This window comes from Peribacillus cavernae (assembly GCF_003989135.1).
In the GTDB taxonomy this organism is placed as follows: domain Bacteria; phylum Bacillota; class Bacilli; order Bacillales; family DSM-1321; genus Peribacillus; species Peribacillus cavernae.
Window position 1 is genome coordinate 666,220 of the sequence record NZ_RYZZ01000007.1, and the last position, 25,368, is coordinate 691,587.

The 25,368-nt window shown below is 44.0% G+C and carries 16 protein-coding genes; 15 read left to right on the forward strand and 1 reads right to left on the reverse strand.

Features of this window, described 5'->3' with window-relative positions; all coding sequences use genetic code 11:
* Position 1 precedes the first annotated feature (1 nt).
* The 7 genes from ELQ35_RS09340 (at position 2) to ELQ35_RS09370 (ending at position 12,985) form a co-directional block, all read left to right on the forward strand.
* Positions 2 to 427: a YlbF/YmcA family competence regulator gene (locus ELQ35_RS09340; RefSeq protein WP_126864547.1), complete on the forward strand. Its 426-nt coding sequence runs from the start codon at positions 2 to 4 to the stop codon at positions 425 to 427.
* A gap of 470 nt (positions 428 to 897) precedes the next feature.
* Positions 898 to 1,434 carry an outer spore coat protein CotE gene (cotE, locus tag ELQ35_RS09345; RefSeq protein WP_126864548.1) on the forward strand — a complete coding sequence of 179 codons (537 nt, stop codon included), beginning with the start codon at positions 898 to 900 and terminating at the stop codon, positions 1,432 to 1,434.
* Positions 1,435 to 1,620: 186 nt separating this feature from the next.
* Positions 1,621 to 4,275: a DNA mismatch repair protein MutS gene (mutS, locus tag ELQ35_RS09350; protein ID WP_126864549.1), complete on the forward strand. Its 2,655-nt coding sequence runs from the start codon at positions 1,621 to 1,623 to the stop codon at positions 4,273 to 4,275.
* A gap of 26 nt (positions 4,276 to 4,301) precedes the next feature.
* Complete coding sequence (mutL, locus tag ELQ35_RS09355) at positions 4,302 to 6,209, forward strand: DNA mismatch repair endonuclease MutL (protein WP_126864550.1); 1,908 nt, start codon at positions 4,302 to 4,304, stop codon at positions 6,207 to 6,209.
* 161 nt (positions 6,210 to 6,370) lie between these two features.
* Positions 6,371 to 10,945, forward strand: a complete 4,575-nt coding sequence (gltB, locus tag ELQ35_RS09360) for a glutamate synthase large subunit (RefSeq protein WP_126864551.1) — start codon at positions 6,371 to 6,373, stop codon at positions 10,943 to 10,945.
* Between the two features lie 30 nt (positions 10,946 to 10,975).
* Positions 10,976 to 12,463: a glutamate synthase small subunit gene (gene gltD / locus ELQ35_RS09365; RefSeq protein ID WP_126864552.1), complete on the forward strand. Its 1,488-nt coding sequence runs from the start codon at positions 10,976 to 10,978 to the stop codon at positions 12,461 to 12,463.
* Between the two features lie 66 nt (positions 12,464 to 12,529).
* Complete coding sequence (locus ELQ35_RS09370) at positions 12,530 to 12,985, forward strand: hypothetical protein (RefSeq protein WP_246026018.1); 456 nt, start codon at positions 12,530 to 12,532, stop codon at positions 12,983 to 12,985.
* 339 nt (positions 12,986 to 13,324) lie between these two features.
* On the opposite strand, the gene ELQ35_RS09375 is transcribed toward ELQ35_RS09370, so the two are convergent.
* Positions 13,325 to 14,215 carry an acyl-ACP desaturase gene (locus ELQ35_RS09375; RefSeq protein WP_126864553.1) on the reverse strand — a complete coding sequence of 297 codons (891 nt, stop codon included), beginning with the start codon at positions 14,213 to 14,215 and terminating at the stop codon, positions 13,325 to 13,327.
* A 392-nt stretch (positions 14,216 to 14,607) separates the two neighbouring features.
* Between ELQ35_RS09375 and ELQ35_RS09380 the strand changes: the two genes are divergently transcribed.
* The 8 genes from ELQ35_RS09380 (at position 14,608) to ELQ35_RS09415 (ending at position 24,970) form a co-directional block, all read left to right on the forward strand.
* Positions 14,608 to 15,306 (forward strand): FadR/GntR family transcriptional regulator, encoded by a 699-nt coding sequence (locus ELQ35_RS09380; RefSeq protein ID WP_126864554.1) that lies wholly within the window; start codon positions 14,608 to 14,610, stop codon positions 15,304 to 15,306.
* An 81-nt stretch (positions 15,307 to 15,387) separates the two neighbouring features.
* Entirely contained in the window at positions 15,388 to 16,713 is a 1,326-nt protein-coding gene (locus ELQ35_RS09385; RefSeq protein ID WP_185861708.1) for an FAD-binding oxidoreductase, read from the forward strand.
* 17 nt (positions 16,714 to 16,730) lie between these two features.
* Positions 16,731 to 18,074 carry a (Fe-S)-binding protein gene (locus ELQ35_RS09390; RefSeq protein WP_370873382.1) on the forward strand — a complete coding sequence of 448 codons (1,344 nt, stop codon included), beginning with the start codon at positions 16,731 to 16,733 and terminating at the stop codon, positions 18,072 to 18,074.
* Positions 18,074 to 19,537 carry an FAD-linked oxidase C-terminal domain-containing protein gene (locus ELQ35_RS09395; RefSeq protein ID WP_126864556.1) on the forward strand — a complete coding sequence of 488 codons (1,464 nt, stop codon included), beginning with the start codon at positions 18,074 to 18,076 and terminating at the stop codon, positions 19,535 to 19,537. The genes ELQ35_RS09390 and ELQ35_RS09395 overlap by 1 nt, the downstream gene beginning before the upstream one ends.
* A 232-nt stretch (positions 19,538 to 19,769) precedes the next feature.
* Positions 19,770 to 21,950 (forward strand): malate synthase G, encoded by a 2,181-nt coding sequence (locus ELQ35_RS09400; RefSeq protein ID WP_126864557.1) that lies wholly within the window; start codon positions 19,770 to 19,772, stop codon positions 21,948 to 21,950.
* Between the two features lie 171 nt (positions 21,951 to 22,121).
* Positions 22,122 to 23,324 (forward strand): NAD(P)-dependent malic enzyme, encoded by a 1,203-nt coding sequence (locus ELQ35_RS09405; protein ID WP_126864558.1) that lies wholly within the window; start codon positions 22,122 to 22,124, stop codon positions 23,322 to 23,324.
* Positions 23,325 to 23,337: 13 nt separating this feature from the next.
* Positions 23,338 to 24,117, forward strand: coding sequence for a fumarylacetoacetate hydrolase family protein (locus tag ELQ35_RS09410; RefSeq protein ID WP_126864559.1), 780 nt, complete (start codon positions 23,338 to 23,340; stop codon positions 24,115 to 24,117).
* A 76-nt stretch (positions 24,118 to 24,193) separates the two neighbouring features.
* Positions 24,194 to 24,970 carry an IclR family transcriptional regulator gene (locus tag ELQ35_RS09415; RefSeq protein WP_126864560.1) on the forward strand — a complete coding sequence of 259 codons (777 nt, stop codon included), beginning with the start codon at positions 24,194 to 24,196 and terminating at the stop codon, positions 24,968 to 24,970.
* The last annotated feature ends 398 nt before the right edge of the window (positions 24,971 to 25,368 follow it).

Here is a 25,368-nt window from a genome sequence, read left to right on the forward strand (position 1 = left end):
TATGGGTAAATATACGAAAGACGACATCCTCGCAAAAGCGGGGGACCTTGCAAACATGATTGCAGAAACAGAGGAAGTTGATTTCTTTAAGCGTGCTGAAGCACAAATTAATGAAAACCAAAAAGTCCGCGAGATGATTGCCAGCATCAAAAGCCTGCAAAAGCAAGCTGTAAACTTCCAGAATTATGGAAAAGAAAAGGCTTATACCCAAGTCCAGGCAAAGCTCGATGCTCTTGAGCAGGAGTTGGATGAGCTTCCAATTGTTCAGGAGTTCAAGCAGTCACAGATTGATGTAAACGATTTGCTGCAGATGGTCGCTTCCCAGGTCTCCAACACGGTCACCGACTTGATTATCGAATCGACCGACGGCAATTTGCTAAGCGGCGAAACCGGATCTAAAGTCCGTGCCGGCGGAAAAAGCTGCTGATAAACCGTTCTTATGGAAAGATCACAAAGCTAAATGGTAAAGCTTGACGTTTAACTAAATGGAATAAAAGCTGCCTGTCCTGATATGCATCAGTGACAGGCAGCTTTTTTATTGTCCCCACTTCATTACAAATGTTAAGATACAGGACTCCGGTCCGCCATTATTATGATGCGGCTGGAGGATGAATACAACTTCCGATGGTCTATATTCCGTTTTGACAAGCACTTTAAATTGATTGTCCGGAATTGGTTACGGGGGGTTTTCCGGCGATTTAGTCTAGAATTATCAAAGAATGAATGATGCCAGTAATACGATTACCCTTAAATCGTGACACATATCCCGGAATGTCCGCATAAAATAGTGTAGATTACGATATTTACATTCAGTTTCTTTTACGCAAAAATTATTCGCACACTAGACTTTTAACCTGCATAGGATGAATGGAAACTGTATGAGGAGGGTTCGCTAGCATGTCAGATTATAGAGAGATTATAACTAAAGCGGTGGTGGCAAAAGGACGAAAATATACAAAGTCCTCACACACCATTTCCCCGGCTCATCATCCCTCGAGCATTCTAGGTTGCTGGATCATCAACCATAAGTACGAGGCAAAAAAGGTCGGCAAGAAAGTGGAAATCCGCGGAACATTTGAGATTAATGTCTGGTATTCTTCACAGCATAATACTAAAACCGAGCTTGTGTGTGAAAAAGTTCATTATACTGATGTCGTTTCACTGAAGTACCGCGATCCAGACTACCACGATGACGATGATGTCATCGCAAAAGCAGTTCAGCAGCCGAACTGTATTGAAGCCAGCATCTCGCCATGTGGTCAAAAAATCATCGTCCAGGTGGAAAGAGAGTTCTTTGTCGAAGTGATCGGGGAAACAAAAGTATGTGTCGCTGTTAATCCGGATGGCTGCAATGATGATGACTGGGACTTCGACTCAGATGATGAATTCGAAGATTTGAATCCGGATTTCCTTGTTGATTTTGAAGATGAGTAAAAAGGTTGCATCAAATTAAGCTTGCCTGCCGTTTCACATCAGGTCAGTAAGAATTGGATACGCTGTAATCACCGGATGAAACCTGGCTTCATCCGGCTTTATTTTTCGACTGTAATTTCTAATATGTTATAATAAAGTACACTGATTACATAGGGAATATTTTTTGCGGGAAAGGTTTTGGAAACGATGGCTTCATATACGCCAATGATACAGCAATATTTAAAAGTCAAGGCAGAGTACCAGGATGCCTTTTTATTTTTCCGTTTGGGAGATTTTTACGAAATGTTCTTTGAGGATGCTTTGAATGCATCACAGGAGCTAGAGATTACGTTGACAAGCAGGGAAGGCGGCGGGGAAGATAAGATTCCCATGTGCGGTGTCCCCTATCATTCTGCTGCAGGGTATATTGATATTTTAATAGAAAAAGGCTATAAGGTAGCGATTTGTGAACAGACGGAGGATCCAAAGCAAGCCAAAGGGGTAGTCCGGCGCGAGGTAGTCCAGCTGATCACGCCCGGGACGAAGATGGACGGCAAGGGCCTCGTTGAAAAGGAAAACAATTTCATTGCTTCGATTACCGATTTTGCGGATGGAACATTTGGGCTGGCCTACAATGATTTGTCGACTGGTGAAAACAAAGTCACCATTCTTGAGGGCGGCTTTGATGATATGTACAATGAGCTTTCGATCCTTGGTGCCAAGGAAGTCGTTATTGGCAATGACTTTCCATCTGAATGGCAGAAGAAAATGAAGGAAAGGGAAGTGGCTGCCCTTTCTTTTGAAGATTCAGCCGAAGAAAGCATGGAGTTTGTGTCTTTGCTTACGTTCTTACAGGAGCGAAAACAGCGTGCCGCTGTCTCCAGGCTGCTGCATTATCTATTCAGGACGCAAAAACGCAGCCTTGACCACCTCCAGCCGGTCCTGCCTTATGAAACCAATTCATTTATGAAAATTGATTTTTTTTCGAAGCGTAATTTGGAGCTTACCGAAACGATACGCTCCAAAGGAAAAAAGGGCTCCCTGCTCTGGCTGCTCGATGAAACGAAAACGGCGATGGGCGGTAGATTGCTAAAGCAGTGGATTGAAAGGCCGTTGATTGATCGAAAGCAAATTGAAACGAGACAAGCCCTCGTTGAAATTTTAAAAACCCACTATTTCGAGCGGCAGGATCTTCGTGAGCATTTGAAAGAGGTTTATGATCTAGAGCGGCTAGCGGGCCGGGTCGCTTTTGGCAATGTAAATGCGCGCGATTTACTCCAGTTGAAGCGGTCGCTGCGGCAAATTCCCGTGATCCGGGAGATAGTAACTTCAATGGATAGTGAACGGATTGGCGTTCTCGCTGAAAAACTGGATCCGTGCGAGGAAGTCACTGATTTACTGGAAACGTCATTGAATGAAAATCCACCGCTCTCTGTCAAAGAGGGTAATATCATCAGGGACGGTTTTAACGAAGAGCTGGACACGTACCGTGATGCGAGCAGAAACGGAAAAACGTGGATTGCCCAGCTTGAACGGGCAGAGAGGGATAGGACAGGCATCAAATCGTTAAAGATTGGCTACAATCGTGTGTTCGGTTATTATATTGAAGTAACAAGGGCAAATCTTCACCTTCTGGAAGAGGAAAGATACGAGCGGAAGCAAACGTTGACGAACGCCGAGCGCTTTATCACTCCTGACTTAAAGGAGAAAGAAGCGCTCATCCTCCAGGCTGAAGAAAAAAGCATCGGCCTTGAATACGATTTGTTCCTGGAAATCCGTGAACAGGTCAAAGCGCATATTCCCAGCCTTCAGGCCTTGGCGAGGGCAATCAGCGAGCTCGATGTGCTGCAGTGCTTTGCGACCATCAGTGAGGAAAGGCATTACGTTAAACCGGTATTTTCCAATGAACGGAAAGTGATTTTGAAGGATGGGCGCCATCCGGTTGTCGAAAAAGTGCTGCAGTCTCAGGAATACGTTCCAAACGATTGCTATATGGACAGCGAACGAGAGATGCTGCTCATTACCGGGCCGAATATGTCGGGGAAAAGCACTTATATGCGACAGGTCGCACTTACGGCTATCCTTGCCCAGATCGGCTGTTTTGTTTCAGCAGGTGAAGCGGTTCTGCCTATTTTCGATAAAATATTTACAAGAATCGGCGCTGCGGATGATTTAATTTCCGGGCAGAGTACGTTCATGGTCGAAATGCTCGAAGCAAAAAATGCGATCGTTCATGCTACCGAAAACAGCCTGATCCTGTTTGATGAAATCGGCCGCGGCACTTCCACGTATGATGGAATGGCGCTCGCGCAGGCAATCATTGAGCATATCCATGAAAAAATCGGGGCTAAAACCCTCTTTTCCACGCATTACCATGAGCTGACAGCATTATCGGACACACTCGCCTGCCTGAAGAATATCCATGTAAGCGCCGTGGAGCAAAACGGAAACGTTGTATTCCTTCATAAAATCAAGGAAGGCTCCGCTGACAAAAGTTACGGCATCCATGTTGCCCAGCTCGCGGAATTGCCAAAATCTTTGATCAACCGTGCGAATGAAATCTTGACCGAGCTTGAAAAAGGCAGCCGCTCAGACAGGCCAGGCCAATTAAACGAAACGGACCAAAAGAAAGAAAGAACTTTGTATAATGAACCAAATGCATCCTCTAGGGAAACGAAAGCAGCTGCAGCAGAAAGCGAAGCCCAGCTGTCATTCTTTGAAGAAGCTGCCATTCCCGATAAAAAAGTGCCTGCTGCAAAGGAAAAAAAGGTGCTGGACGAGTTGAAGACGATGGAGATACTCGAGATGACACCGCTTGATGCACTGAATCTGTTATACAAGCTGCAAAAAAAACTGAAATAAGCAAGTAAAGCGAGGCGATCTTTGACGTGAGGAAAATAGTTCAGCTTGATGAGGCATTATCCAATAAAATAGCGGCCGGAGAAGTGGTTGAACGACCTGCCTCAGTTGTAAAGGAACTTGTTGAAAATGCCATCGACGCAAACAGCACGATTGTCGAAATTGAGCTGGAGGAAGCGGGTCTTTCCAGAATCCGTATCATCGATAATGGCGACGGGATCTTGCCTGACGATGTGGAAACGGCATTTAAGCGGCATGCCACGAGCAAGATAAAAGATGAAAGTGATTTATTCAGAATCCGTACATTGGGCTTTCGCGGCGAGGCGCTGCCGAGCATAGCCTCCGTATCCCGCTTCGAGCTGAAAAGCAGCACCGGCGACGGGGCGGGGAAGAGGATTGTCCTTGAGGGCGGCGCCGTCAAGGAACTCGAACCTGCTTCAAGCCGTAAAGGCACCGATATCACCGTATCGGATTTGTTTTATAATACCCCGGCCCGCTTAAAGTATATGAAAACAATCCACACCGAACTTGGGAACATCACAGATGTGGCCAACCGGCTGGCCCTGGCCCATCCCGAGGTATCATTCCGCCTGATCCATAATGACAGGAAACTGCTTCATACAACTGGAAACGGTGATGTCCTGCAAGTGCTAGCGGCGATCTATGGCATCAATATTGCAAAGAAAATGATACCGGTGCAAGGAAGCTCGCTTGATTTTACCGTGAAAGGATTCATCGCCCTGCCTGAAATCACAAGAGCGTCACGCAGCTATATCTCAACGATGGTAAACGGGCGGTTCATCAAAAACTATCCGCTCGCTAATTCGATTTTGGACGGATATCATACCTTGCTTCCGATCGGCCGCTATCCAATCGCGCTGCTCTCGCTGGAAATGGATCCCATCCTCGTTGATGTGAACGTACATCCATCTAAAATGGAAGTTCGGCTAAGCAAGGAACAGGAACTGAACCAGCTTGTCGCAGAAACGATAAAGAACTCATTCAAAACGAGGGAGCTAATCCCAAGCGGACCCGAAAATATCCGCAAAGAACAGGACAGATCAGAACAGGCTGCCTTTGAACTGGACCATATTGTGCGCGAGGAAAGTTCTGTCCGTGCCGATGGAGAGCGGCAGGCTGCCGGATTAGGAAAAACCATGGTTCGTGAGCCCACTATCCAGGAGCTGGAATATCCCGGGAAACTGAATCGTGACGGTGCTAACATTCCGGAGGTTCAAGTATCGCATTTTGAAGCGCCTGCTCCTGTATTCGATGACGAGCCAGCGCAACCATTCTTTTTGGATCCTGTTCGTAGGGCGGACCATGGCGAAGAATCAGCGGGTTCTATCTCGGCCAGAGTTCCCCCTATGTATCCAATCGGCCAGATGCATGGAACGTATATTTTTGCCCAGAATGAAAAAGGGTTGTATATCATTGATCAGCATGCCGCACAGGAACGGATTAAATATGAATACTTCTCAAAAAAGGTAGGCAGGGTTGAAAACGAACTGCAGGAAATGCTCGTGCCGATCACGCTTGAATATTCCACAGATGAGTGCATCAGGATTAACGAATATAAAGAGGAGCTTGAGAAGGTCGGAGTTTACCTCGAGGAGTTCGGCCACAATTCCTATATCGTCCGGGCCCATCCGCAGTGGTTCCCAACAGGAATCGAGCAGGAAGTAATGGAGGAAATGGTCGAACAGCTTCTATCCATGAAAAAGGTGGATATTAAAAAGCTCCGTGAAGAAGCGGCTATCATGATGAGCTGCAAGGGCTCGATAAAAGCAAACCATCACCTGCGAAACGATGAAATACGAGCTCTGCTTGATAAACTGCGGCAAACGAGCGATCCGTTCACCTGTCCGCACGGGCGTCCGATCATCATTTCTTATTCAACCTATGAGATGGAGAAGATGTTCAAGCGGGTCATGTGAAAGAAAAAAGCCTAGTAACGTTGATATATCAATGTTACTAGGCTTTTTTTGTTTTAAATATTGAACCTTTGTATCCAGTATTAGAAAACAAGATTAGAATATTTTCTGGATTTTACACCATCTTAAAGATAGTTGAATTAATTGTGAAGGAAGGTTTTGTGATGAGTCATTATCAGTATCCTCTGATGCAAGGTTTATATGATCCAAAAAATGAACATGACGCATGCGGGATTGGCTTTATCGCTAATATAAAGGGAAATAAATCGCATGAAATCGTACAATTGGCGGTTAAAATTCTTTGTAATCTTGAGCATCGAGGCGGACAGGGTGCCGATACGAGCACCGGAGATGGTGCAGGGATTATGACACAAATTCCCCACTCTTTTTTAAAAAGAGAATGTAAGAAAGAGGATATTGATCTGCCTGAGGAAGGGAAATACGGTGTCGGAATGATCTTTTTGTCACCCGACCCAAAGGTAAGAAAAACCGCAAGGAGAAAACTGGTTACCATTATCGAAGAAGAAGGGCAACAACTCCTAGGCTGGAGAACAGTTCCCGTCAATGATTCGTTTCTTGGTGAGGAAGCGAAGAAATCAAAACCATTTATTCAGCAAATTTTTATTGCACCGGCCTCATCCAATACAGATCAGATGGATTTTGAGCGAAAACTGTATGTCATTAGAAGGAGAGCGGAAAAAGAAATTCGGGAGGCTAAAGAATCTGAGCATTTTTATGTTGCCAGTCTTTCAACGAGTACGATTGTTTATAAAGGAATGTTAATTCCAGAACAGATCGATACCTTTTATATTGAATTGAACAATCCCAATTTTAAAACGGCAATGGCCCTTGTCCATTCCCGTTTTAGTACCAATACATTTCCAAGCTGGGAAAGATCCCATCCAAACCGATATGTCATTCATAACGGTGAATTTAATACCCTTAAAGGGAATGTAAACTGGATGCGTGCACGGGAAATGTTATGTAGGTCTGACTATTTTAATGAAAGTGAATTGGAAAAAGTATTGCCGGTGATTGATGAAGAAGGGAGCGACTCTTCGATGTTTGACAACTGCTTTGAGTTTCTCAGACTTTCCGGTCGCTCCCTTGCCCATACAGCGATGATGATGATTCCCGAACCATGGGCCAATGATGAAATGATGAGCGAGGAAAAACGGTCATTTTATGAATATCATAGCTGCCTGATGGAACCATGGGATGGCCCAGCTGCAGTAGTGTTTACGGATGGAAAACAAATCGGGGCCTGTCTCGACCGAAATGGACTGCGGCCAGCGAGGTATTATGTGACTAAGGATGATATGATCATTCTATCTTCGGAAATCGGCGTCCTTGACATACCTCCAGAAGATATAGCCTATAAAGAACGGCTTCGCCCCGGGAAAATGCTGCTTGTTGATTTAGTTCAAGGCAGAATTATTCCAGATGAAGAGATTAAAAACAAAGTTTCATCCGAATACCCCTATAAAAGCTGGCTAACTGATCATTTAATTAGTCTCGATGATTTACCAGGGCCGCAAGAAGTACAAGGAAATGAACCAATGTCAGTCCCTGAACTGCAGCTTGCATTTGGCTATACCAATGAAGAAATGACGAAGATGCTTAAGGCCATGGTCACAGACGGTGTTGATCCGATTGGTTCGATGGGAAATGATACACCGCTTGCTTTTCTCTCAAAAAAGCCGCAGCTTTTATACAATTATTTTAAACAGCTGTTTGCCCAGGTAACAAATCCGCCGATTGATGCGACTCAGGAAGAAATTATTACAGATATTGGAACAACTATTGGCGCAGAAAGAAACTTAGTCAAGCCTGAGCCGGAAAGCTGCCGCAAAATCCGCTTAAACACACCGATTTTAACTGAAAAACAGTTCACAAAGCTTTGTACTAACCCTTATGAGGATTTTAGGGTAGAAATACTCTCGATTCTTTTTGATGTAACTAAAGGCAAGGTCAATCCAGAAGAAGTGTTAGATTGTCTATTTAACCAGGCAGATAAATCAATCCAAAATGGTGCAAAGCTTTTAATTTTATCTGACAGGGGAGTCAATGGAAAAATGGCGGCAATTCCCGCTTTACTTGCCGTTTCTGGGCTTCATCACTATTTAACGAGGAAGGGGACACGCACAAAGGTCAGTCTGATTGTTGAATCGGGAGAGCCTCGTGTTGTTCATCATTTTGCATGCCTTCTCGGTTATGGCGCAGAGGCTATTTATCCATATCTTGCGTACGCGACATTAAAAGAAATGATCAATAACGGAGACCTTCGTGACACAGATTATCAAGAATCCGTTCATCGTTACATAAAAGCGGCAACAAAAGGTGTTGTTAAAGTGATATCCAAAATGGGGATTTCAACCATTCAGAGTTACCGGGGAGCGCAAATTTTTGAAGCGATCGGTATTCATATGGATGTCATTGACCGTTATTTTACCCGCACAGCTTCAAGATTGGGCGGTATCGGTCTTAAGACTATTTTTCAAGAGGCTTTAATGAGGAATGAACAGACATTTTCAAGTCAAGATAAGACCCTTGATTCCGGCGATGAATTTCAATGGAGGAGAGATGGAGAAGACCATCAATATAATCCGCAAACCATCCATTTGTTGCAACAGGCGTGCCGCATGAATGATTATCAGCTATTTAAGCAATATTCAAAGCTCCTCAATGATCATAATACTAATTTACAGTCCTTAAGAGGACTTCTTGCGTTTAAGAACAATCGTCAGCCCATCCCGATTGAAGAAGTTGAACCTGTTGAAGAAATATATAAACGTTTTAAAACCGGGGCAATGTCATTTGGGTCGATCAGCGAAGAAGCTCATGAAAGCCTCGCGATCGCAATGAATCGTATTGGTGGCAGAAGCAATTCGGGCGAAGGTGGTGAAGCACCGGAACGATTTACACCGAGTCCTAATGGCGACCTGCGTCGCAGTGCTATTAAACAAGTTGCTTCAGGGAGATTTGGGGTAAGCAGTTATTATTTGGTGAATGCAGATGAAATTCAGATCAAAATCGCACAGGGAGCAAAACCCGGTGAAGGCGGCCATCTGCCGGGTAAAAAGGTCTATCCGTGGATTGCCGAGGTTAGAGGCTCAACCCCTGGTGTCGGTTTGATTTCACCGCCACCGCATCATGACATTTATTCGATTGAAGACTTAGCAGAATTAATCTTTAACTTGAAAAACGCCAATCCGAACGCCAGGATCAGTGTCAAGCTTGTTTCAGCGGTGGGGGTAGGCACAATTGCAACAGGAGTGGCAAAATGCCGGGCAGATCTGGTGTTAATCAGTGGGTATGACGGTGGAACAGGCGCTGCACCAAGGACTGGCATTACACATACGGGTTTGCCATGGGAAATTGGACTCGCGGAAACGCATCAAACCTTGATGTTGAATCATCTGCGTGATCGAATCGTTGTTGAGGCTGACGGGAAGATGATGACAGGCCGGGATATCGTCATTGCCGCGTTACTCGGTGCCGAAGAATATGGATTCTCAACCGCACCGCTTGTCGTTCTCGGTTGTATTTATATGCGAGTTTGCCATCTTGATACATGTCCGGTCGGTGTAGCCACACAAAACCCCGAATTAAGGAAAAAGTTTACTGGAAAACCCGAGCATGTCATGAGTTTTATGAGCTTTATCGCAAATGAAGTACGAGAGATTATGTCCGAACTCGGGTTTAGGTCGATAAGCGAAATGATCGGCTGCACAGATGTTCTGGAAACGAATCAAGCGATCGATCACTGGAAGACAAAAGGCATTGATTTAACGCCGCTCTTTTATCAACCGGATGTCCCGGCTCATGTCGGCCGTTATGCAACGAGAACGCAATATCATGGAATTGATGAGACACTCGATATACAGGAGTTAATTCCATTGTGCGAGCCTGCCCTGGAACATAGGGAGCCTGTAAAGGCATCGTTGCCTATTTTAAATATTAACCGATCCGTAGGAACATTGCTTGGAAGTGAAATTTCAAAAAAATATGGCCAGGAAGGTTTGCCGATGGATACGATTCAATTAAGATTTTCCGGATTTGCAGGCCAAAGTTTCGGAGCCTTTATTCCCAAAGGAATGACATTGATTCTTGAAGGAGATTCAAACGACTATGTCGGAAAGGGGTTGTCAGGGGGGAAAATTATTGTCTATCCTCCGAAACAATCGACCTTTGTTCCGGAAGAAAACATTATCACCGGAAACGTCGCCTTTTACGGTGCAACATCTGGTGAAGGATATATTCGCGGAATAGCCGGAGAACGGTTTTGCGTCCGTAATAGTGGTGCAAACGTCGTTGTAGAAGGTGTGGGCGATCATGGTTGTGAATATATGACTGGTGGACAGGTGGTCATTCTTGGTCCGACAGGCAGGAATTTTGCCGCCGGTCTATCAGGTGGAGTTGCCTATGTCTTTAATGAACTTGGAGATTTTAGCATGAAATGTAATCAAGAAATGGTATTTCTTGAACCATTAGTTTACCAAGATGAGATGAATAGTGTGAAGGCCATGATTGAAAAGCATGCAGCCTATACAAAAAGTACGGTTGCTAAACGGATACTTGAGAATTGGGACCATGTGGTATCCAAATTTATTCGGGTCATTCCGAAAGATTACCTTGAAATGCAACAATCCATTAGTCGTTTGGTTGACACAGGACTTACCAATAAAGAAGCTGCAATGAAAGCATTTGAAGAAAGGAAAAGAGCAGTTGCTGACTGAAAATAGCGGTTCGAAAAGGAAGTGAAAAAATTGGGTAAGATAACCGGCTTTATTGAATTTCTACGGGAAACAAGACATGAACGTGATCCAAAAAATCGAATCAACGATTGGGAGGATTATACGCTCCCGATATCAGAAGAAAAAGTAAAGGAACAAGGAGCGCGGTGCATGGACTGCGGCATTCCAACCTGTCATATGGGAACAAACTTAAATGGCCTGACATCAGGCTGTCCTGTTTACCACTTAATTCCTGAGTGGAATGATCTGGTTTATCAAGGACAATGGAAGGAAGCCCTAGAGCGTGAACTTAAGATGAACAATTTTCCTGAATTTACGGGGATCGCCTGTCCCGCTCCTTGTGAAGGGTCCTGCGTTCTCGGGATTAACGAACCGCCTGTTGCCATTCGCACGGTTGAACGGGCGATTATAGAAAAAGGTTTTGCAGAAGGCTGGGTTACACCCGAGCCGCCAAAAACAAGAACAGGAAAAAAGGTGGCCGTCGTCGGATCGGGACCTGCCGGGCTTGCCTGTGCTGACCAGTTAAATAAAGTTGGCCACAATGTCACTGTTTTTGAACGAGATGACCGTCCAGGCGGACTGCTTACTTACGGAATTCCAGAAATGAAGCTTCCATATAGGATTGTAGAACGGCGAATCAATCTATTAATAGAAGAACAAATAACATTTGTAACAAATATGGAAATAGGAAAAGACTATCCAGTGAACAAGCTCCGTGAGGATTTTGATGCAGTTGTTCTTTGTTGCGGTGCACTAAAACCAAGGTCATTACCTGTTGAAACGGGCGGGGATTTCAAAGGCGTTCACTTTGCGATGGAATTTTTACATGCAAATACAAAAAGTTTGCTGGATTCCAATCATAAAGATGGAAATTATATTTCAGCTTCAGGAAAAGATGTCATTGTCATCGGCGGCGGAGATACAGGAACAGACTGTATTGCAACGTCGATTAGACATCAATGCAGAAGCCTCGTCCAATTTGACATTTACGGAAAAAGACCCGAAACAAGAGCGGAAGACAATCCATGGCCACAGTGGCCTGTCATCCACCGAATCGAATACGGTCAAAAAGAAGCGGCAGCTTTTTTTGGAAAAGACCCGCGTGCTTATGCAATCATGACAACAAAATTTGTTGGTGATGAGAATGGACATGTTAAAGAGGTTCATACCATTAATGTAGAAACTCAATTCGATCAAAATGGACATAAGATTCGAAAACAAATCCCGGGTACCGAAAAGGTGTGGCCAGCCCAGCTTGTCCTTATTGCGATTGGGTTCACAGGACCTGAACAAATTCTTCTTCAACAATTCGGTGTTGAAACAGACGAATATTCAAACGCAAAGGCTGAATATGGCAAATTCGGGACGAATATAGAAGGAGTTTTCGCTGCGGGAGATATCCGACGTGGGCAAAGTCTAATTGTCTGGGCGATCAATGAAGGAAGAGGAGCTGCGAGAGAGTGCGACCGATATTTAATGGGAACAACAGAATTGCCGTAATGATGACTTGAAAAGTAAAAAATAATTTCAAAGGGACAGCTTGTACTGGATGTCACCAAAGAAATATTGACTGCGAAGCCTTTCGGGGAAGCATCCCTTATTGTTACGATGTTGTCGGCTGCAGCAGGTGGAGCAGTGACAATGATCTATACACTATTTCGTTATGGTCGTTCAGATGCGCCATCTGTCATTAATGGTTCATTAGCTGGCCTGGTCGGCATTACCGCCGGCTGTGCGTTTGTTAGCGACCAGGCAGCTATTCTAATCGGGGCTGTTTCCGGGTTACTTATGATGGCTGCTGCTAATTGGTTAGAGGCCAAACGTATTGATGATCCTGTAGGGGCATTTCCAGTCCATGCGGCTTCCGGTATATGGGGAACGATAGCCGTAGGGCTTTTCTCCACAGAATGCGGGTTGTTCACGGACGGGGAATGGCACTTATTGGCTATACAACTCTTCGGATTGACGGTATTGTGTGCATGGGGATTTTTATTAACATGGTTCGGCCTTAAACTCATTTGACTGTGGGTGCCGCTTCGTGCAACTGACGAAGAAGAGGAAGCAGGTTTAGATATTAGCTATCACGGTATTATGGCTGTCCACACATCGCAGCAATTTATTAGGACCGAAGATTTCACTCAGGTTCAGAAAGAAGACCCCGATGAATAACCATTTAAGTAATTGGTAGCTCTTGTTGATGCGTACGGCAAAATGGTTTGTATCAGGGGAAAAGAGACAGGAAGGGATCAGTAAAGCAAAAGAGCTTATTAAAAAAATGACCCAAACAGGTTGGGTCATTTTTTACAGTTAATAATAGAATACATTTACCTTATTACACATGTTGATGTTAGAAGGAATAATTTATTTGTTTTTGAAAAATCGGTCTCTGATTTTTTTCATGCGATCCCGGTACTTTAATATATCTACCCTTGCTGCTTCAGCTTCAGGTGCGATGGGTCTTAAATTTTCGATATTCCAATAATCGATTATGACATCAAGAACCTGATCAAAATACTCTAAGGGACCATAATTTGCTTCTTTCGCAATAATCGCCATACGGTTATCAAAATCAGGCATTACAGCGCCCGGCATTTGAAAATTACGAATCACATGACCAAGATAATAACAATAGTTCGGTTCTAATTGAAGATGAAATTTAATGACATCACGATAAAAAGCATAATGCAGCGTTTCGTCTTTTGATAAGCGCAGAAGAAGAGTGGACAATTCGCTGTCATGCGGCCTGGCTACTTTAGCGACATTTTTATAAAAGGCCATCGTCGCAAGCTCCTGCATGGTTGTATAAACCATGGTTTCAAAAGGTGTCGTATAGTCTGGGCTATAACCGCTCTCAACAGTTTGTTTATGCAGTTGGTGAATACGCTTTGGATCAACACTGCGCGTGATTAATAGATAGGTTTCAAGTAAGCTGGAATGTTGGTCTTCTTCCGCAGTCCACGTATGGACAAAATCTCGGACAACTGATAAAGAGCCTTTAAAGGTTTGATCCAGATGTGAAGTGAACCAGGGAAGATTAACTTCTGTCAACAGAGCGGTTTCCACGGCAGTGATAATGTTTGCAGGCAAGGTAACTTGACTTGAGTTCCAAGGTACTCTCCGAAAATCTTGAGCTTTGTCCCATGGTAAGAAATCATGATACCCCCAATCTATTTTCTCTGATCGTTTTTTATGTTCCACATATAGTTCTCGGATTTGGGGTTCTAACCTAAAATCCAAATGATTTGTAAGCAAAAGAATACCTCCTTTTTTAGTCCTTCCGTTGTCTAGGACCTTTCTCTGTTCGATAGGACTCAACTAATACATGTTTCATATATTTTTTTTGGTTACTTTATTTTGGGTAGCCGTTTCACGTATAAAGGGTATTATATCGCATCAAAAGCCAATGGGCAATCATACTCGGGCAGGCTGATGTTGGCAATAAATAAATTATTATGTGGGTCATCGCTGTTTATTTGGCCCAATCCATCGTTTTTTAATGGTTTTGCGTTTTAAACAGATTGAACCTTTTAATTATTTACTAAATTCGAAAAATTGATTGAAATATGGAGAGAGGCATGATTTAATAAATGTAAACATATAACATATCAGATATGTGATGTCTGAAAGAGTAAGGTGGTGAGTGCGTGAATGTTGAAAAAATTTCTACAAAGAAGGTGTCAGATTCAGTTGGAGAACAAATTGAGAAAATGATTGAGTCCGGAACGTTTCAGGCAGGGGAAAAACTTCCTTCCGTGCGCGAGCTCTGCGATTTGTTTGGTGTAGGCAGATCCGCTGTCCGTGATGCAATCACGATGCTTAAAGGAAAAGGCACAGTTCATGTGAAACAGGGTGAAGGTACGTTTATTTGCGAATTCGATCCGACAAAATTATTTAACAGCCATCTGTTGCTGTCTGGCTCGAAAGACATAAAAGAACTTTTTCAGGTAAGAAAAATCCTGGAGACCGGAATCGCCGAGATGGCCGCATTAAACCGTACGGAACGAGACTTGGAATTTATGGAAGGAGTTCTCTCCAACCCATCGATTAATGGATGGGAGTCCGATTATCATTTTCACATGGCGATTGCCAAAGCGGCTGGCAACAAAATTCTGATTCAGTTCGTGCAATTCATCTCTACTACGATGAAGAAAGCGATGATTGATTTTCACAGATACATTGAAAAAAATGCGACTATGGTTAAAACGATTGTCGAACACCATGATCGGATCTACCAATCGATTAAAATAGGGGAGCCGAATAAGGCCCATCAGTCAATGATTGAACATTTAAATTATGTGGAAGAACTTTTGCAAAGCAGCGTATTGCAGAAAGTATCAGGGTAAGCGGCTATCCGATATGGAAAGCAATTTTGACAATAAAGAGAAACGATGTTTGTTATAACGTAACAACAGGGGGTGCAAGTCTTGATCACAGCGGAACTTCTATCAGATTTAAAGTCTATTTTATCTGAAGAGCAAATGATAGAGGGTGAAAGTGAGAACCATCTATTAGGAAATAGCGGCCAGGTGACTATCTATCCAAAATCAGAAGAAGAAATTGCAAACGTGTTAAAGTATGCAAATAATCATCGGAAAAAAATAACTGTGTCTGCTGGCGAAACAAAAAGAGGATTCGGTGGAATAATCGACTCTGCCGATATTTTACTCTCATTGGCGAATTATAAAGGGATTGTCGAACATACGCCTGGAGACATGACATTAACAGTCAAGGCAGGTACGCCTTTTAAAGAATTGCAGGATTATTTGGCGGAACATAAGCAAAAGGTTTCGCTGGACCCTGCGTGGCCGGAATATGCAACGATCGGCGGCATCATCGCGTCGAATGAAAGCGGTCCCAAACGCCTCGGCTACGGAGCAGGCAGGGATGTGGTAATTGGACTTAGGATGGTGTATCCAGATGGCACGATAATCCGATCCGGCGGAAAAGTCGTAAAAAACGTGGCCGGTTATGATATGAACAAACTATTTATAGGTTCAATGGGTACGTTGGGTGTCGTAACTGAAGTGACTATGAAGCTCCGTCCCTTAGCCAAATACGAAAGCCTTGTATTGTTATCTTTCCCTGAAGGAAATGTTGAGGAGATTCGTTCATTTGCAATCCATCTTCTTGATTCGGTGATGGAACCTACCGCTCTTGAATTGCTAAGTCCAGCTTTATCACAAAAGCTAATCGGCGAAAATCTTCATACGCTCGCGATAGGCTTTGAGGATGTCGAAAGCTCTGTGCATTACCAGGAAGAGTATGTAAAGAAGATTCAACCTGCCAATAGCAAAATGAAGATTCTTCAACAAAAAGAAGCGCAAGCTTTTTGGGATAAAATTTATTCAATTGGTCCAAATGGTGCAGCGCCTGCTGCGGGCAGTGAAATAGAGGCTTCCTTGAAAATAGGTGTGACCAACCTGGATGTCCTCCATGTTATAAACATCAGCCAGCAATTGAAGGATACTCACAATGTAGTGGTTGAAGCACATGGTGGAATAGGCCATGGATTGTGCCAGGTAAATCTAAAAGGTGCGAGCGAAGATATCGAATCAGCGATTGACCAGCTAAGGAATTCTGTTAACCAACTCGGTGGATATGTGATTGTTAAGCATTTGCCCCTATCTCTCCGAAAGAAAATAAATATTTGGGGTGAAAATCCATCGTATTTCTTCCTATTAGAGGGAATTAAATCAAAGATCGACCCGAACAGCGTTCTTAATCATAAACGATACGTGGGAGGGATTTAAAAGTGAGTCTAAAAGAAATGGCTTTAAAGCAAGACCCGTCGTGTACAACCAATAGCCTAAGCAATTATCTTTGGAGCGACGCACCTGACGAAAACAAATGGGCCGACTGTGTACACTGTGGAATGTGTTTGGAATCATGTCCGACCTATGAGCTGACCGGACAGGAGCAGCATTCCCCCCGCGGGCGTGTGCATCTTATCAAATCGGTTGCAGAAGGAAAGCTTGAAGTGAATGAGCAGTTCATGGATCCCGTTTTTGCCTGTCTTGACTGCCGTGCGTGTACCACCGCTTGTCCGGCGGATGTTGATGTCGGCGGACTAATTGAAGAAGCGCGGGGGCAAATTCGCCAGGCGATGCCACTGACAGGATGGAAAGGCTCAGTAAGTAAGTTGTTCCTGCAGGGAATATTCCCGCATCAAAACCGCTTGAACTCAATGGGAAGCCTATTAAAGTTCTATCAAAAGAGCGGCATGCAAAAGGTGGTCCGCAAAACCAAACTGATCAATGTTATGCCTCAGCACTTAGTTGAGATGGAAGCAATTATGCCAGAAATAAAAGAGCCGTTACGTAAGAAGTATAAAAATGAAAAAGTCATCAAGGCAAAAGGTGAAACGAAAAATGAAGTGTCGCTGTTAACCGGATGTGTGATGGATGTCATGTTCAGTGATATCAATGAATCCACGGTCAACGTATTAACCCGGAATGGCAATGATGTTTCCATCCCGCAAAACCAAACCTGCTGCGGGGCACTGCATGTCCATGCCGGTGACCGTGAAACAGGAAGGAAGCTTGCAAAACAAAACATGGAGGCATTCAAGGATTCTGATAAAGTCATCACTAACGCAGCTGGCTGCGGTTGTGCGTTGAAGGAATATCCGGAACTGTTTCGTGAAGACCCGGAATGGCATGAAAAAGCAGAAGAGTTTTCTGCGAAAGTGGAAGACATCTCCAAATACATCCATGATACAGGCTACGAAAAACCAAAGGCTGAACTCAACACCCGTATCACCTATCATGACGCCTGCCATTTAGCACATGGCCAGGGAGTGCGCCAGGAGCCGCGTGATATCCTGCTAGATATTCCAGGGGTTGAAATGGTACATATGCCAAACGCAGACCGCTGCTGCGGCAGTGCCGGCATATACAACATTACAAATCCGGAAATGGCCGGGGATGTACTTGAAAGCAAAATGCAAAATGTTCCTGACGATGTTGAAATGATTTCGATGGGGAACCCCGGCTGTATGCTCCAGATGGCGATGGGGGTTGAAAAATACGGAAGAAATCAAAAAATCGTCCATACAATTCAACTGCTGGATTGGGCCTATCAAAAAGAGGATCAGTTAAAGGGGGGAGAGTAATGGCGTCAAAACAGATCAAAACAAACGACAAGCATGTAAAGAACCTTGCCAACATCGTGGGGGGGTCCCGTTCGATTCTTTACCATAAAGAAGATTTGCTAGCATATGATTCCGACGGGTTTACGCTTCATCGGCATTTGCCTAAAGCGGTTGTATTCCCAAAAGACACCCAGGAAGTGGCGAAGCTCGTTAAATACTGCTCGGACAATCAACTGCCTTTCCTGGCACGCGGAGCCGGAACCGGTTTAAGCGGCGGAGCCATTCCAATGAATGGAGAAGTTATTATCAGTATGGTCAGAATGAAGCGTCTATTGAGTGTCAATCTCGAAAATAGGCGTGCGGTTGTAGAACCGGGTTTTGTTAACCTTAAGCTGACCAACTCGATTTCTGACAAAGGTTATTATTACGCACCGGATCCATCAAGCCAATACTGCTGTACAATTGGCGGAAATGTCGCAGAAAATGCCGGAGGGGCCCATTGTCTTAAATATGGCGTCACCACGAACCACATCCTTGGGCTGGAAGTTGTCCTGCCAAATGGGGAAATTATTGAAATTGGGGAAAACGGGATTCCTGATGCACCTGGATACGATCTGCTTGGATTGATAACCGGATCCGAAGGGACGCTCGGTATTGTAACAAAAATAACAGTCCGGATTTTGAAAAACCCGGAAGCAAAGCAAACGGTGCTCGCTTATTTCGATAATGTTACCGACGGAAGTCAGGCTGTATCTGATATCATCTCAGCCGGGATCGTTCCGGCTGCCCTGGAAATGATGGATAAAACTGCAATTGAGGGTGTGGAAGCAGCCGCCTTTCCTGTCGGGCACCCAAAGGATATTGAAGCAGTACTGCTTATCGAAGTCGATGGGATCTCAGCCGGGATCGCCGAACAGATCAATCAAATCCTTGAGGTATGCAACAATAGAAATGTCCGTGAAGTGAAAGTAGCCCAGGATGAGCTGGAACGGGGCAGATGGTGGGCGAACCGCAAAACAGGATTCGGGGCAATGGGAGCGATTTCTGCGGATTACCTGGTACAGGACGGCGTGATTCCACGCAGCAAACTGCCGCAGGTGCTGAACAGAATCAACCAAATTAGCGAGGAAGCTGGTCTGCGGATAGCCAATATTTTTCATGCAGGAGACGGAAATCTTCATCCGCTTGTCCTTTTCGATGCCCGAATTCCGGGTGAAAGCGAAAAGGCGCTGGCCGCCGGAAGCGCCTGCCTTCAAGCATGTGCCGATGTCGGTGGAACGATTACGGGAGAGCATGGTGTCGGCATCGAGAAAAGGGAGGAAATGCGCTTCGTTTTTACGGATGAAGAAATCAACGCCCAGACTGATATCCGTGAAGTGTTCAACCCTAATAATCTATTAAATGCAGGTAAGTTATTTCCGATGCCGGGGCGTTGTGTTGAAATAAAGAAAGAATTGAAAGAAAAGGAAGCAGCTATATCATAAAGCGACAATCCATCAGAGAACGATTGGAAAGCGAGGCAGACAATACGCATTCGTCTGCCTTCACCTCGCTTGTAGCCGTTTCATTGGACAATCCGCAGCCAATTGTAAAAATCTTGTGAAAGTTATTGAAAAGGCATCAGATTTTATGCTATTATTTTTTTAAAGAAGTTTTGAAACGGTGTTTCGTAATAACAAACACCAAGTTGTTTCATTTTAAAGGAGGAACCTTATCATGACTGATTATGTAAAGACGGGTAATCTTCAAGTGGCTTCAGAGCTTTATGAGTTTATTAACACAGAAGCACTGCCTGAAAGCGGATTGGAGCGAGACAAGTTCTGGTCCAATTTTGAAAAACTGATCGATGATTTGACACCGAAAAACAAGGAATTACTGGCGCGGCGAGATGAGATCCAAAACAAACTAAACGCATGGTATCGCGAAAATAAACAGAGCTTTGATTTTGGTAAGTATCAAACATTTTTGCAAGAAATCGGCTATCTTGAACCAGAAGTGGAAGATTTTCAGATTACGAGTGAAGGGGTGGACGCTGAAATTGCTGTCCAGGCCGGCCCACAGCTCGTCGTTCCTGTTAACAATGGCCGTTATGCGATTAACGCTGCCAATGCCCGCTGGGGGAGCCTTTACGACGCCCTTTATGGAACAGATGCCATTAGTGAAGAAGATGGTGCACACCGGGAAGGCGGTTACAATCCAGTTCGCGGCGGGAAGGTCATTGAATTTGCACGGGAATTTCTTGATCAGGCTGCACCATTGATACAAGCTTCTCACAAAGATGCAGCAGGATATAGCATCGTGGCCGGAAAATTGTCCGTTGCATTTCGCAACGGGGAGAAGGCTTCTCTTGAGGATGATGCCAAGTTTGCCGGCTATCAAGGACAACCTGAACATCCGACAGCTGTATTATTAAAGAATAACGGTCTTCATTTTGAAATTCAGATTGACCACAATCATCCGATAGGCAAAACGGATGAGGCGGGCGTTAAGGATGTCCTCATAGAAGCAGCAACGACGACAATCGCGGACTGTGAAGATTCTGTAACTGCCGTAGATGCAGAGGATAAGGTGCTCGTATACCGCAATTGGTTAGGCCTGATGAAAGGTGATTTGTCCGCTACCTTCAAAAAAGGCAGTAAAACAATGACAAGGACGCTCAATCCCGACCGCGGCTATTCATCCCCGGGTGGAGAGGAATTTTCATTGTCAGGCCGTTCACTTATGTTTGTCCGTAACGTAGGGCACTTGATGACGAATAATGCCATTTTAGATAAAAATGGAGACGAAATTCAAGAAGGGATTTTGGATGCAGTCATCACCAGCCTTGCCGCTAAGCATACTCTCTTAGGAAACGGGCCATATCAAAATACTTCCGAGGGTTCGGTTTACATCGTTAAACCAAAAATGCATGGATCAGAAGAGGTTGCTTTTGCGAATCAGCTTTTTGACCGTGTGGAGGACTTGCTTAGTTTGGAACGAAATACCCTTAAAATCGGTGTAATGGATGAGGAACGCCGAACAACCTTGAATTTAAAAGCATGCATTAAACAGGTAAAAGATCGCGTTGTGTTTATCAATACCGGATTCCTGGATCGCACTGGTGATGAAATCCATACCTCTATGGAAGCAGGACCGATGATTCGCAAGGATGAAATGAAGGGATCAAAATGGCTGCAAGGCTATGAGCAATCGAATGTGAATACAGGCCTTGCAAGCGGCTTCCAGGGCCGCGCCCAGATCGGCAAAGGGATGTGGGCGATGCCTGATCTGATGGAGGAAATGCTGAAACAAAAGGTGGGCCAGCTTAAAACAGGTGCGAATACGGCATGGGTGCCGTCACCTACCGCGGCTACATTGCATGCGCTTCACTACCATCAAGTCAATGTAATAGAAGTGCAAAATCAGAAAGCCAAAGAATCTAGCGACCTGAGGGATGATATTTTAGAATTTCCGGTCGTGAAAAACCCGCAATGGAGTCCTGGAGAAATTAAACAAGAGCTTGATAATAATTCTCAAAGTATATTAGGCTATGTTGTCCGCTGGGTAGAGCAGGGAGTCGGCTGTTCAAAAGTTCCGGATATTAATGACGTCGGACTGATGGAAGACAGAGCTACACTGCGTATTTCCAGCCAGCTGATGGCCAACTGGCTGCACCATGGCATCATTACGAAAGAACAAGTGCTGGAGAGCTTACAGCGGATGGCTAAAGTAGTCGATGAACAAAACGCTGGAGATGCTTCGTACCGCTCCATGTCCAGGAACTACGATGATTCTGTGGCATTCCAGGCGGCCTGTGACTTGATTTTTGAAGGCTATGAACAGCCGAACGGCTATACAGAGCCAATCTTGCACCGCCGCCGCATTGAAGCGAAGGCTAAGTTCACCGTAAAACAATAGCTAGTAAAAGGTAAAATAACAGGGGCATTCTATTTCCTAGGATGTCCTGTTCTATAACTGAGGTAACCCCTATTTCCTGTTGAAATTAGAGCAAATACACCTAAGCGAAGACTGCTAGTTTCAACAACCTATCTCTGGTAGTTTAAAAAAATGATTGGAGGAACTGAGGCTATGCGAAACATTCGGGAAGAATCGTTGGAACTTCATAAGCAGTCTAAAGGAAAAATAAGCGTGAATGTTAAGGTGCCTGTTAATGATGCAAATGATCTGAGTTTAGCCTATTCACCTGGTGTGGCGGAGCCCTGTAAGGAAATCTTCCAGCATCCCGAAAAAGTCTACGATTACACGATAAAAGGAAACCTGGTTGGGGTCGTATCCGATGGATCTGCTGTGTTAGGTTTAGGCAATATCGGCGCTGCAGCATCAATGCCTGTAATGGAAGGCAAGGCAGCTTTATTCAAGGCATTCGCAGACATTGATGCGTTTCCAATTTGTTTAAATACAAATGACGCAGAACAAATCATCTCGATTGTAAAGGCGTTGGAACCCACTTTCGGCGGCATCAATCTGGAGGATATTTCTGCACCGAATTGTTTCATTATTGAGGAAAGACTGAAAAAAGAAATGAATATTCCTGTTTTCCATGATGATCAGCATGGAACTGCGATTGTGACAGCAGCGGGGTTAACCAACGCCTTAATCGTAGTAAACAAGCGCATGGAAGATATCAAAGTGGTTGTCAATGGGGCTGGTGCAGCCGGGATTGCGATTACGAAATTGCTGCTCAATATGGGAGTCCGGAATATTATTTTGTGTGACACAAAGGGAGCGATTTATAAAGGCCGTGAAAACGGGATGAACTCTATGAAACACGCAATTTCTGAAATCACCAATAAAAACGGAGTGGCAGGCCCCTTGCATGAAGTCATAAAAGGTACGGACGTGTTCGTCGGCGTATCAGTAGCTGGAGCGGTAACGCCGGAAATGGTAAGGTCGATGAACAAAGACGCGATTATTTTTGCGATGGCAAATCCGGTTCCAGAAATTATGCCGGATGCGGCAAAGGCATCTGGAGCAGCCGTTGTTGGAACAGGCCGTTCGGATATGCCGAACCAAGTCAACAATGTCCTGGCATTTCCGGGAATTTTTAAAGGTGCACTCAGTGTTTTTGCTTCAGAGATAAACGAAGAAATGAAAGTGGCTGCTGTTTACGCGATTGCGAACTTAATCCAACCGCATGAGCTTACGTCTGATTACGTGATTCCAAATGCGTTTGATGATAGGGTGGCGGAAGCGGTAGCCAAAGCTGTTGCCGAAGCAGCTGTAAAAACAGGAGTTTCCCGTAAAAAAACAGAACTTGAAAATTTAGTTTGAGAGGAGTAATACAATGAAATTTACAAGATTTACAGTGAATTCAGAGATTCATACTGGTGTTGTAACGGATGATGCGATAAAAGAAATTAAAGGTAATTTGTTTGGTGACTGGGAGTACACCGGACAAACATTTTCCCGGAGCGATGTGAAACTACTTGCACCACTCGAGCCAAACCAAATTATTGGAATCGGTGCAAACTACGTTTCAAACGTGGAGGACCTGCCTTCCGAGCTTCCGGAAATCCCGGTATTCTTCTTCAAACCGACATCATCAGTGATTGGACCGGAAGAAGAAATTGTCATACCAGCGGGAATTGAACAAGTAAAGTTTGAATCAGAATTAGCGATTGTAATCGGAAAAGAGGCAAAAAATGTACCTGAAGCCGACGTACTGGATTATGTTTTTGGCTATACCGTCGGAAATGATGTTACGGCACCACAATATTTCCATCAAGATGGCCACTGGACGATCGGGAAATCGTTTGACACATTCACTCCTTTAGGTCCAGTTATTGAAACGGAAATCGACCCTTTAAATGTGAAGGTGGAAGCAAAACTGAACGATGTTGAAAAACAAAACAGTGCAACGGAATTAATGATCATTCCAATTCGTAAAATGGTTTCCTATCTAACGACTGTGATGACACTTAAACCGGGGGATGTGATCTTGACAGGCAGCCCAGTCGGTGCGGAGCTGGTTGGTGCCGGTGATGTAATTGAGTGCGGAATTAAAGAGGTAGGAACGCTTCGAAATACGTTTACAGCTGCAAGAGAAAACGCAAAAACGTATTAATAGTGTCTGTCCAATGCCCGGTGACAGATGTGCTATAATATAATTTACTACGTGTTTCACCCTGAGGTGGTTGATTGTGGAAAGAGAGAATATGGTTAAGTCTGTGAGCCGGGCGTTGGATATTATCACTCTAGTAAGCTCAAAAAAGGGCGGCTTAGGTGTCACAGAAATTGCCAAACAAATGGATATTAATAAAAGCTCTGTCTATCGAATCCTGATAACGCTTGTCCAGTATGGATATGTTGAACAGGATAAAGAAACGGGCCGTTATAAGCTTGGATATAAATTTTTAGAAATCAGTTCAAAGCTGCTTGACTCCATTGATTTAAGGTCAGAGGCAAAGCCGTACTTACAGGAGCTGGAAAATGCAACAAATGAGGTGATCCATCTTGTTGTATATGACCAGGGTGAAGTGGTCTATATTGAAAAGTTAGAAGGTAATGAAACTTTACGTATGCATTCGAAAGTTGGAAAAAGGGCTCCGATGCACTGCACTTCAGTAGGCAAAGCAATTCTTGCTTATTTACCTTCCGGTGTCGTGCTGGATATCCTCGAACGAAAAGGGATGCCGATCCATACAGACAAAACGATTACCAATAAAGATGATTTCATTCAAGAATTGGCACGGGTGAAACAAAAGGGCTACGCACTGGACCTGGAAGAAAATGAATACGGAATTACATGCATAGCTGTGCCTATCTTTGACCATTTAGAAAAAGTGAATGCAGCCGTCAGTATCTCGGGGCCGACGATGCGTATGACGGACGAACGAATGGAAACACTTCAAATGCAAATGCTGCATATTGGAAAACAAATTTCTACAAGGCTGGGTTATGGAAGCAGAATCAGTTAATGCAGATAAATTTGTTCGATTTTCTTTAGAAAAAAAGATATATCGAACAAATTTTTTTTGTGAATTTTTATTTAGTTAATCTTCTAAAAATTATTGAAATTACAAAAAAACTTTGTATAATTAAATGTAGACTAGCACAGCTTATATAACACTTTTTCTATTGTTATATAATAATGTTTTCTCATCCGCAACAAAAGCAAACGTCGTTTCTTATTAAGAAACAGAAAGGAGAATGGTCTTAAGGGTCATGGAAGTCTAGTTGTTTTCTCTCTTTCCCCAAGCCTGGCTATGTTTTTATCGTTCTACATAGTCTTCAAGGAGTAAATCGCATAAATTAAAAGTATGCAGTAGTAATTTATCTACCAGTCATCATATGACCCTATCACATGTTTAATAAA

Excerpts from the sequence above, each read along its gene's own strand:
- ELQ35_RS09340 (WP_126864547.1), top strand. The coding sequence starts at position 2 with ATGGGTAAATATACGAAAGACGACATCCTCGCAAAAGCGGGGGACCTT.
- cotE (WP_126864548.1), top strand. The coding sequence starts at position 898 with ATGTCAGATTATAGAGAGATTATAACTAAAGCGGTGGTGGCAAAAGGA.
- mutS (WP_126864549.1), top strand. The coding sequence starts at position 1,621 with ATGGCTTCATATACGCCAATGATACAGCAATATTTAAAAGTCAAGGCA.
- gltB (WP_126864551.1), top strand. The coding sequence starts at position 6,371 with ATGAGTCATTATCAGTATCCTCTGATGCAAGGTTTATATGATCCAAAA.
- ELQ35_RS09390 (WP_370873382.1), top strand. The coding sequence starts at position 16,731 with ATGGCTTTAAAGCAAGACCCGTCGTGTACAACCAATAGCCTAAGCAAT.
- ELQ35_RS09395 (WP_126864556.1), top strand. The coding sequence starts at position 18,074 with ATGGCGTCAAAACAGATCAAAACAAACGACAAGCATGTAAAGAACCTT.
- ELQ35_RS09400 (WP_126864557.1), top strand. The coding sequence starts at position 19,770 with ATGACTGATTATGTAAAGACGGGTAATCTTCAAGTGGCTTCAGAGCTT.
- ELQ35_RS09405 (WP_126864558.1), top strand. The coding sequence starts at position 22,122 with ATGCGAAACATTCGGGAAGAATCGTTGGAACTTCATAAGCAGTCTAAA.
- ELQ35_RS09410 (WP_126864559.1), top strand. The coding sequence starts at position 23,338 with ATGAAATTTACAAGATTTACAGTGAATTCAGAGATTCATACTGGTGTT.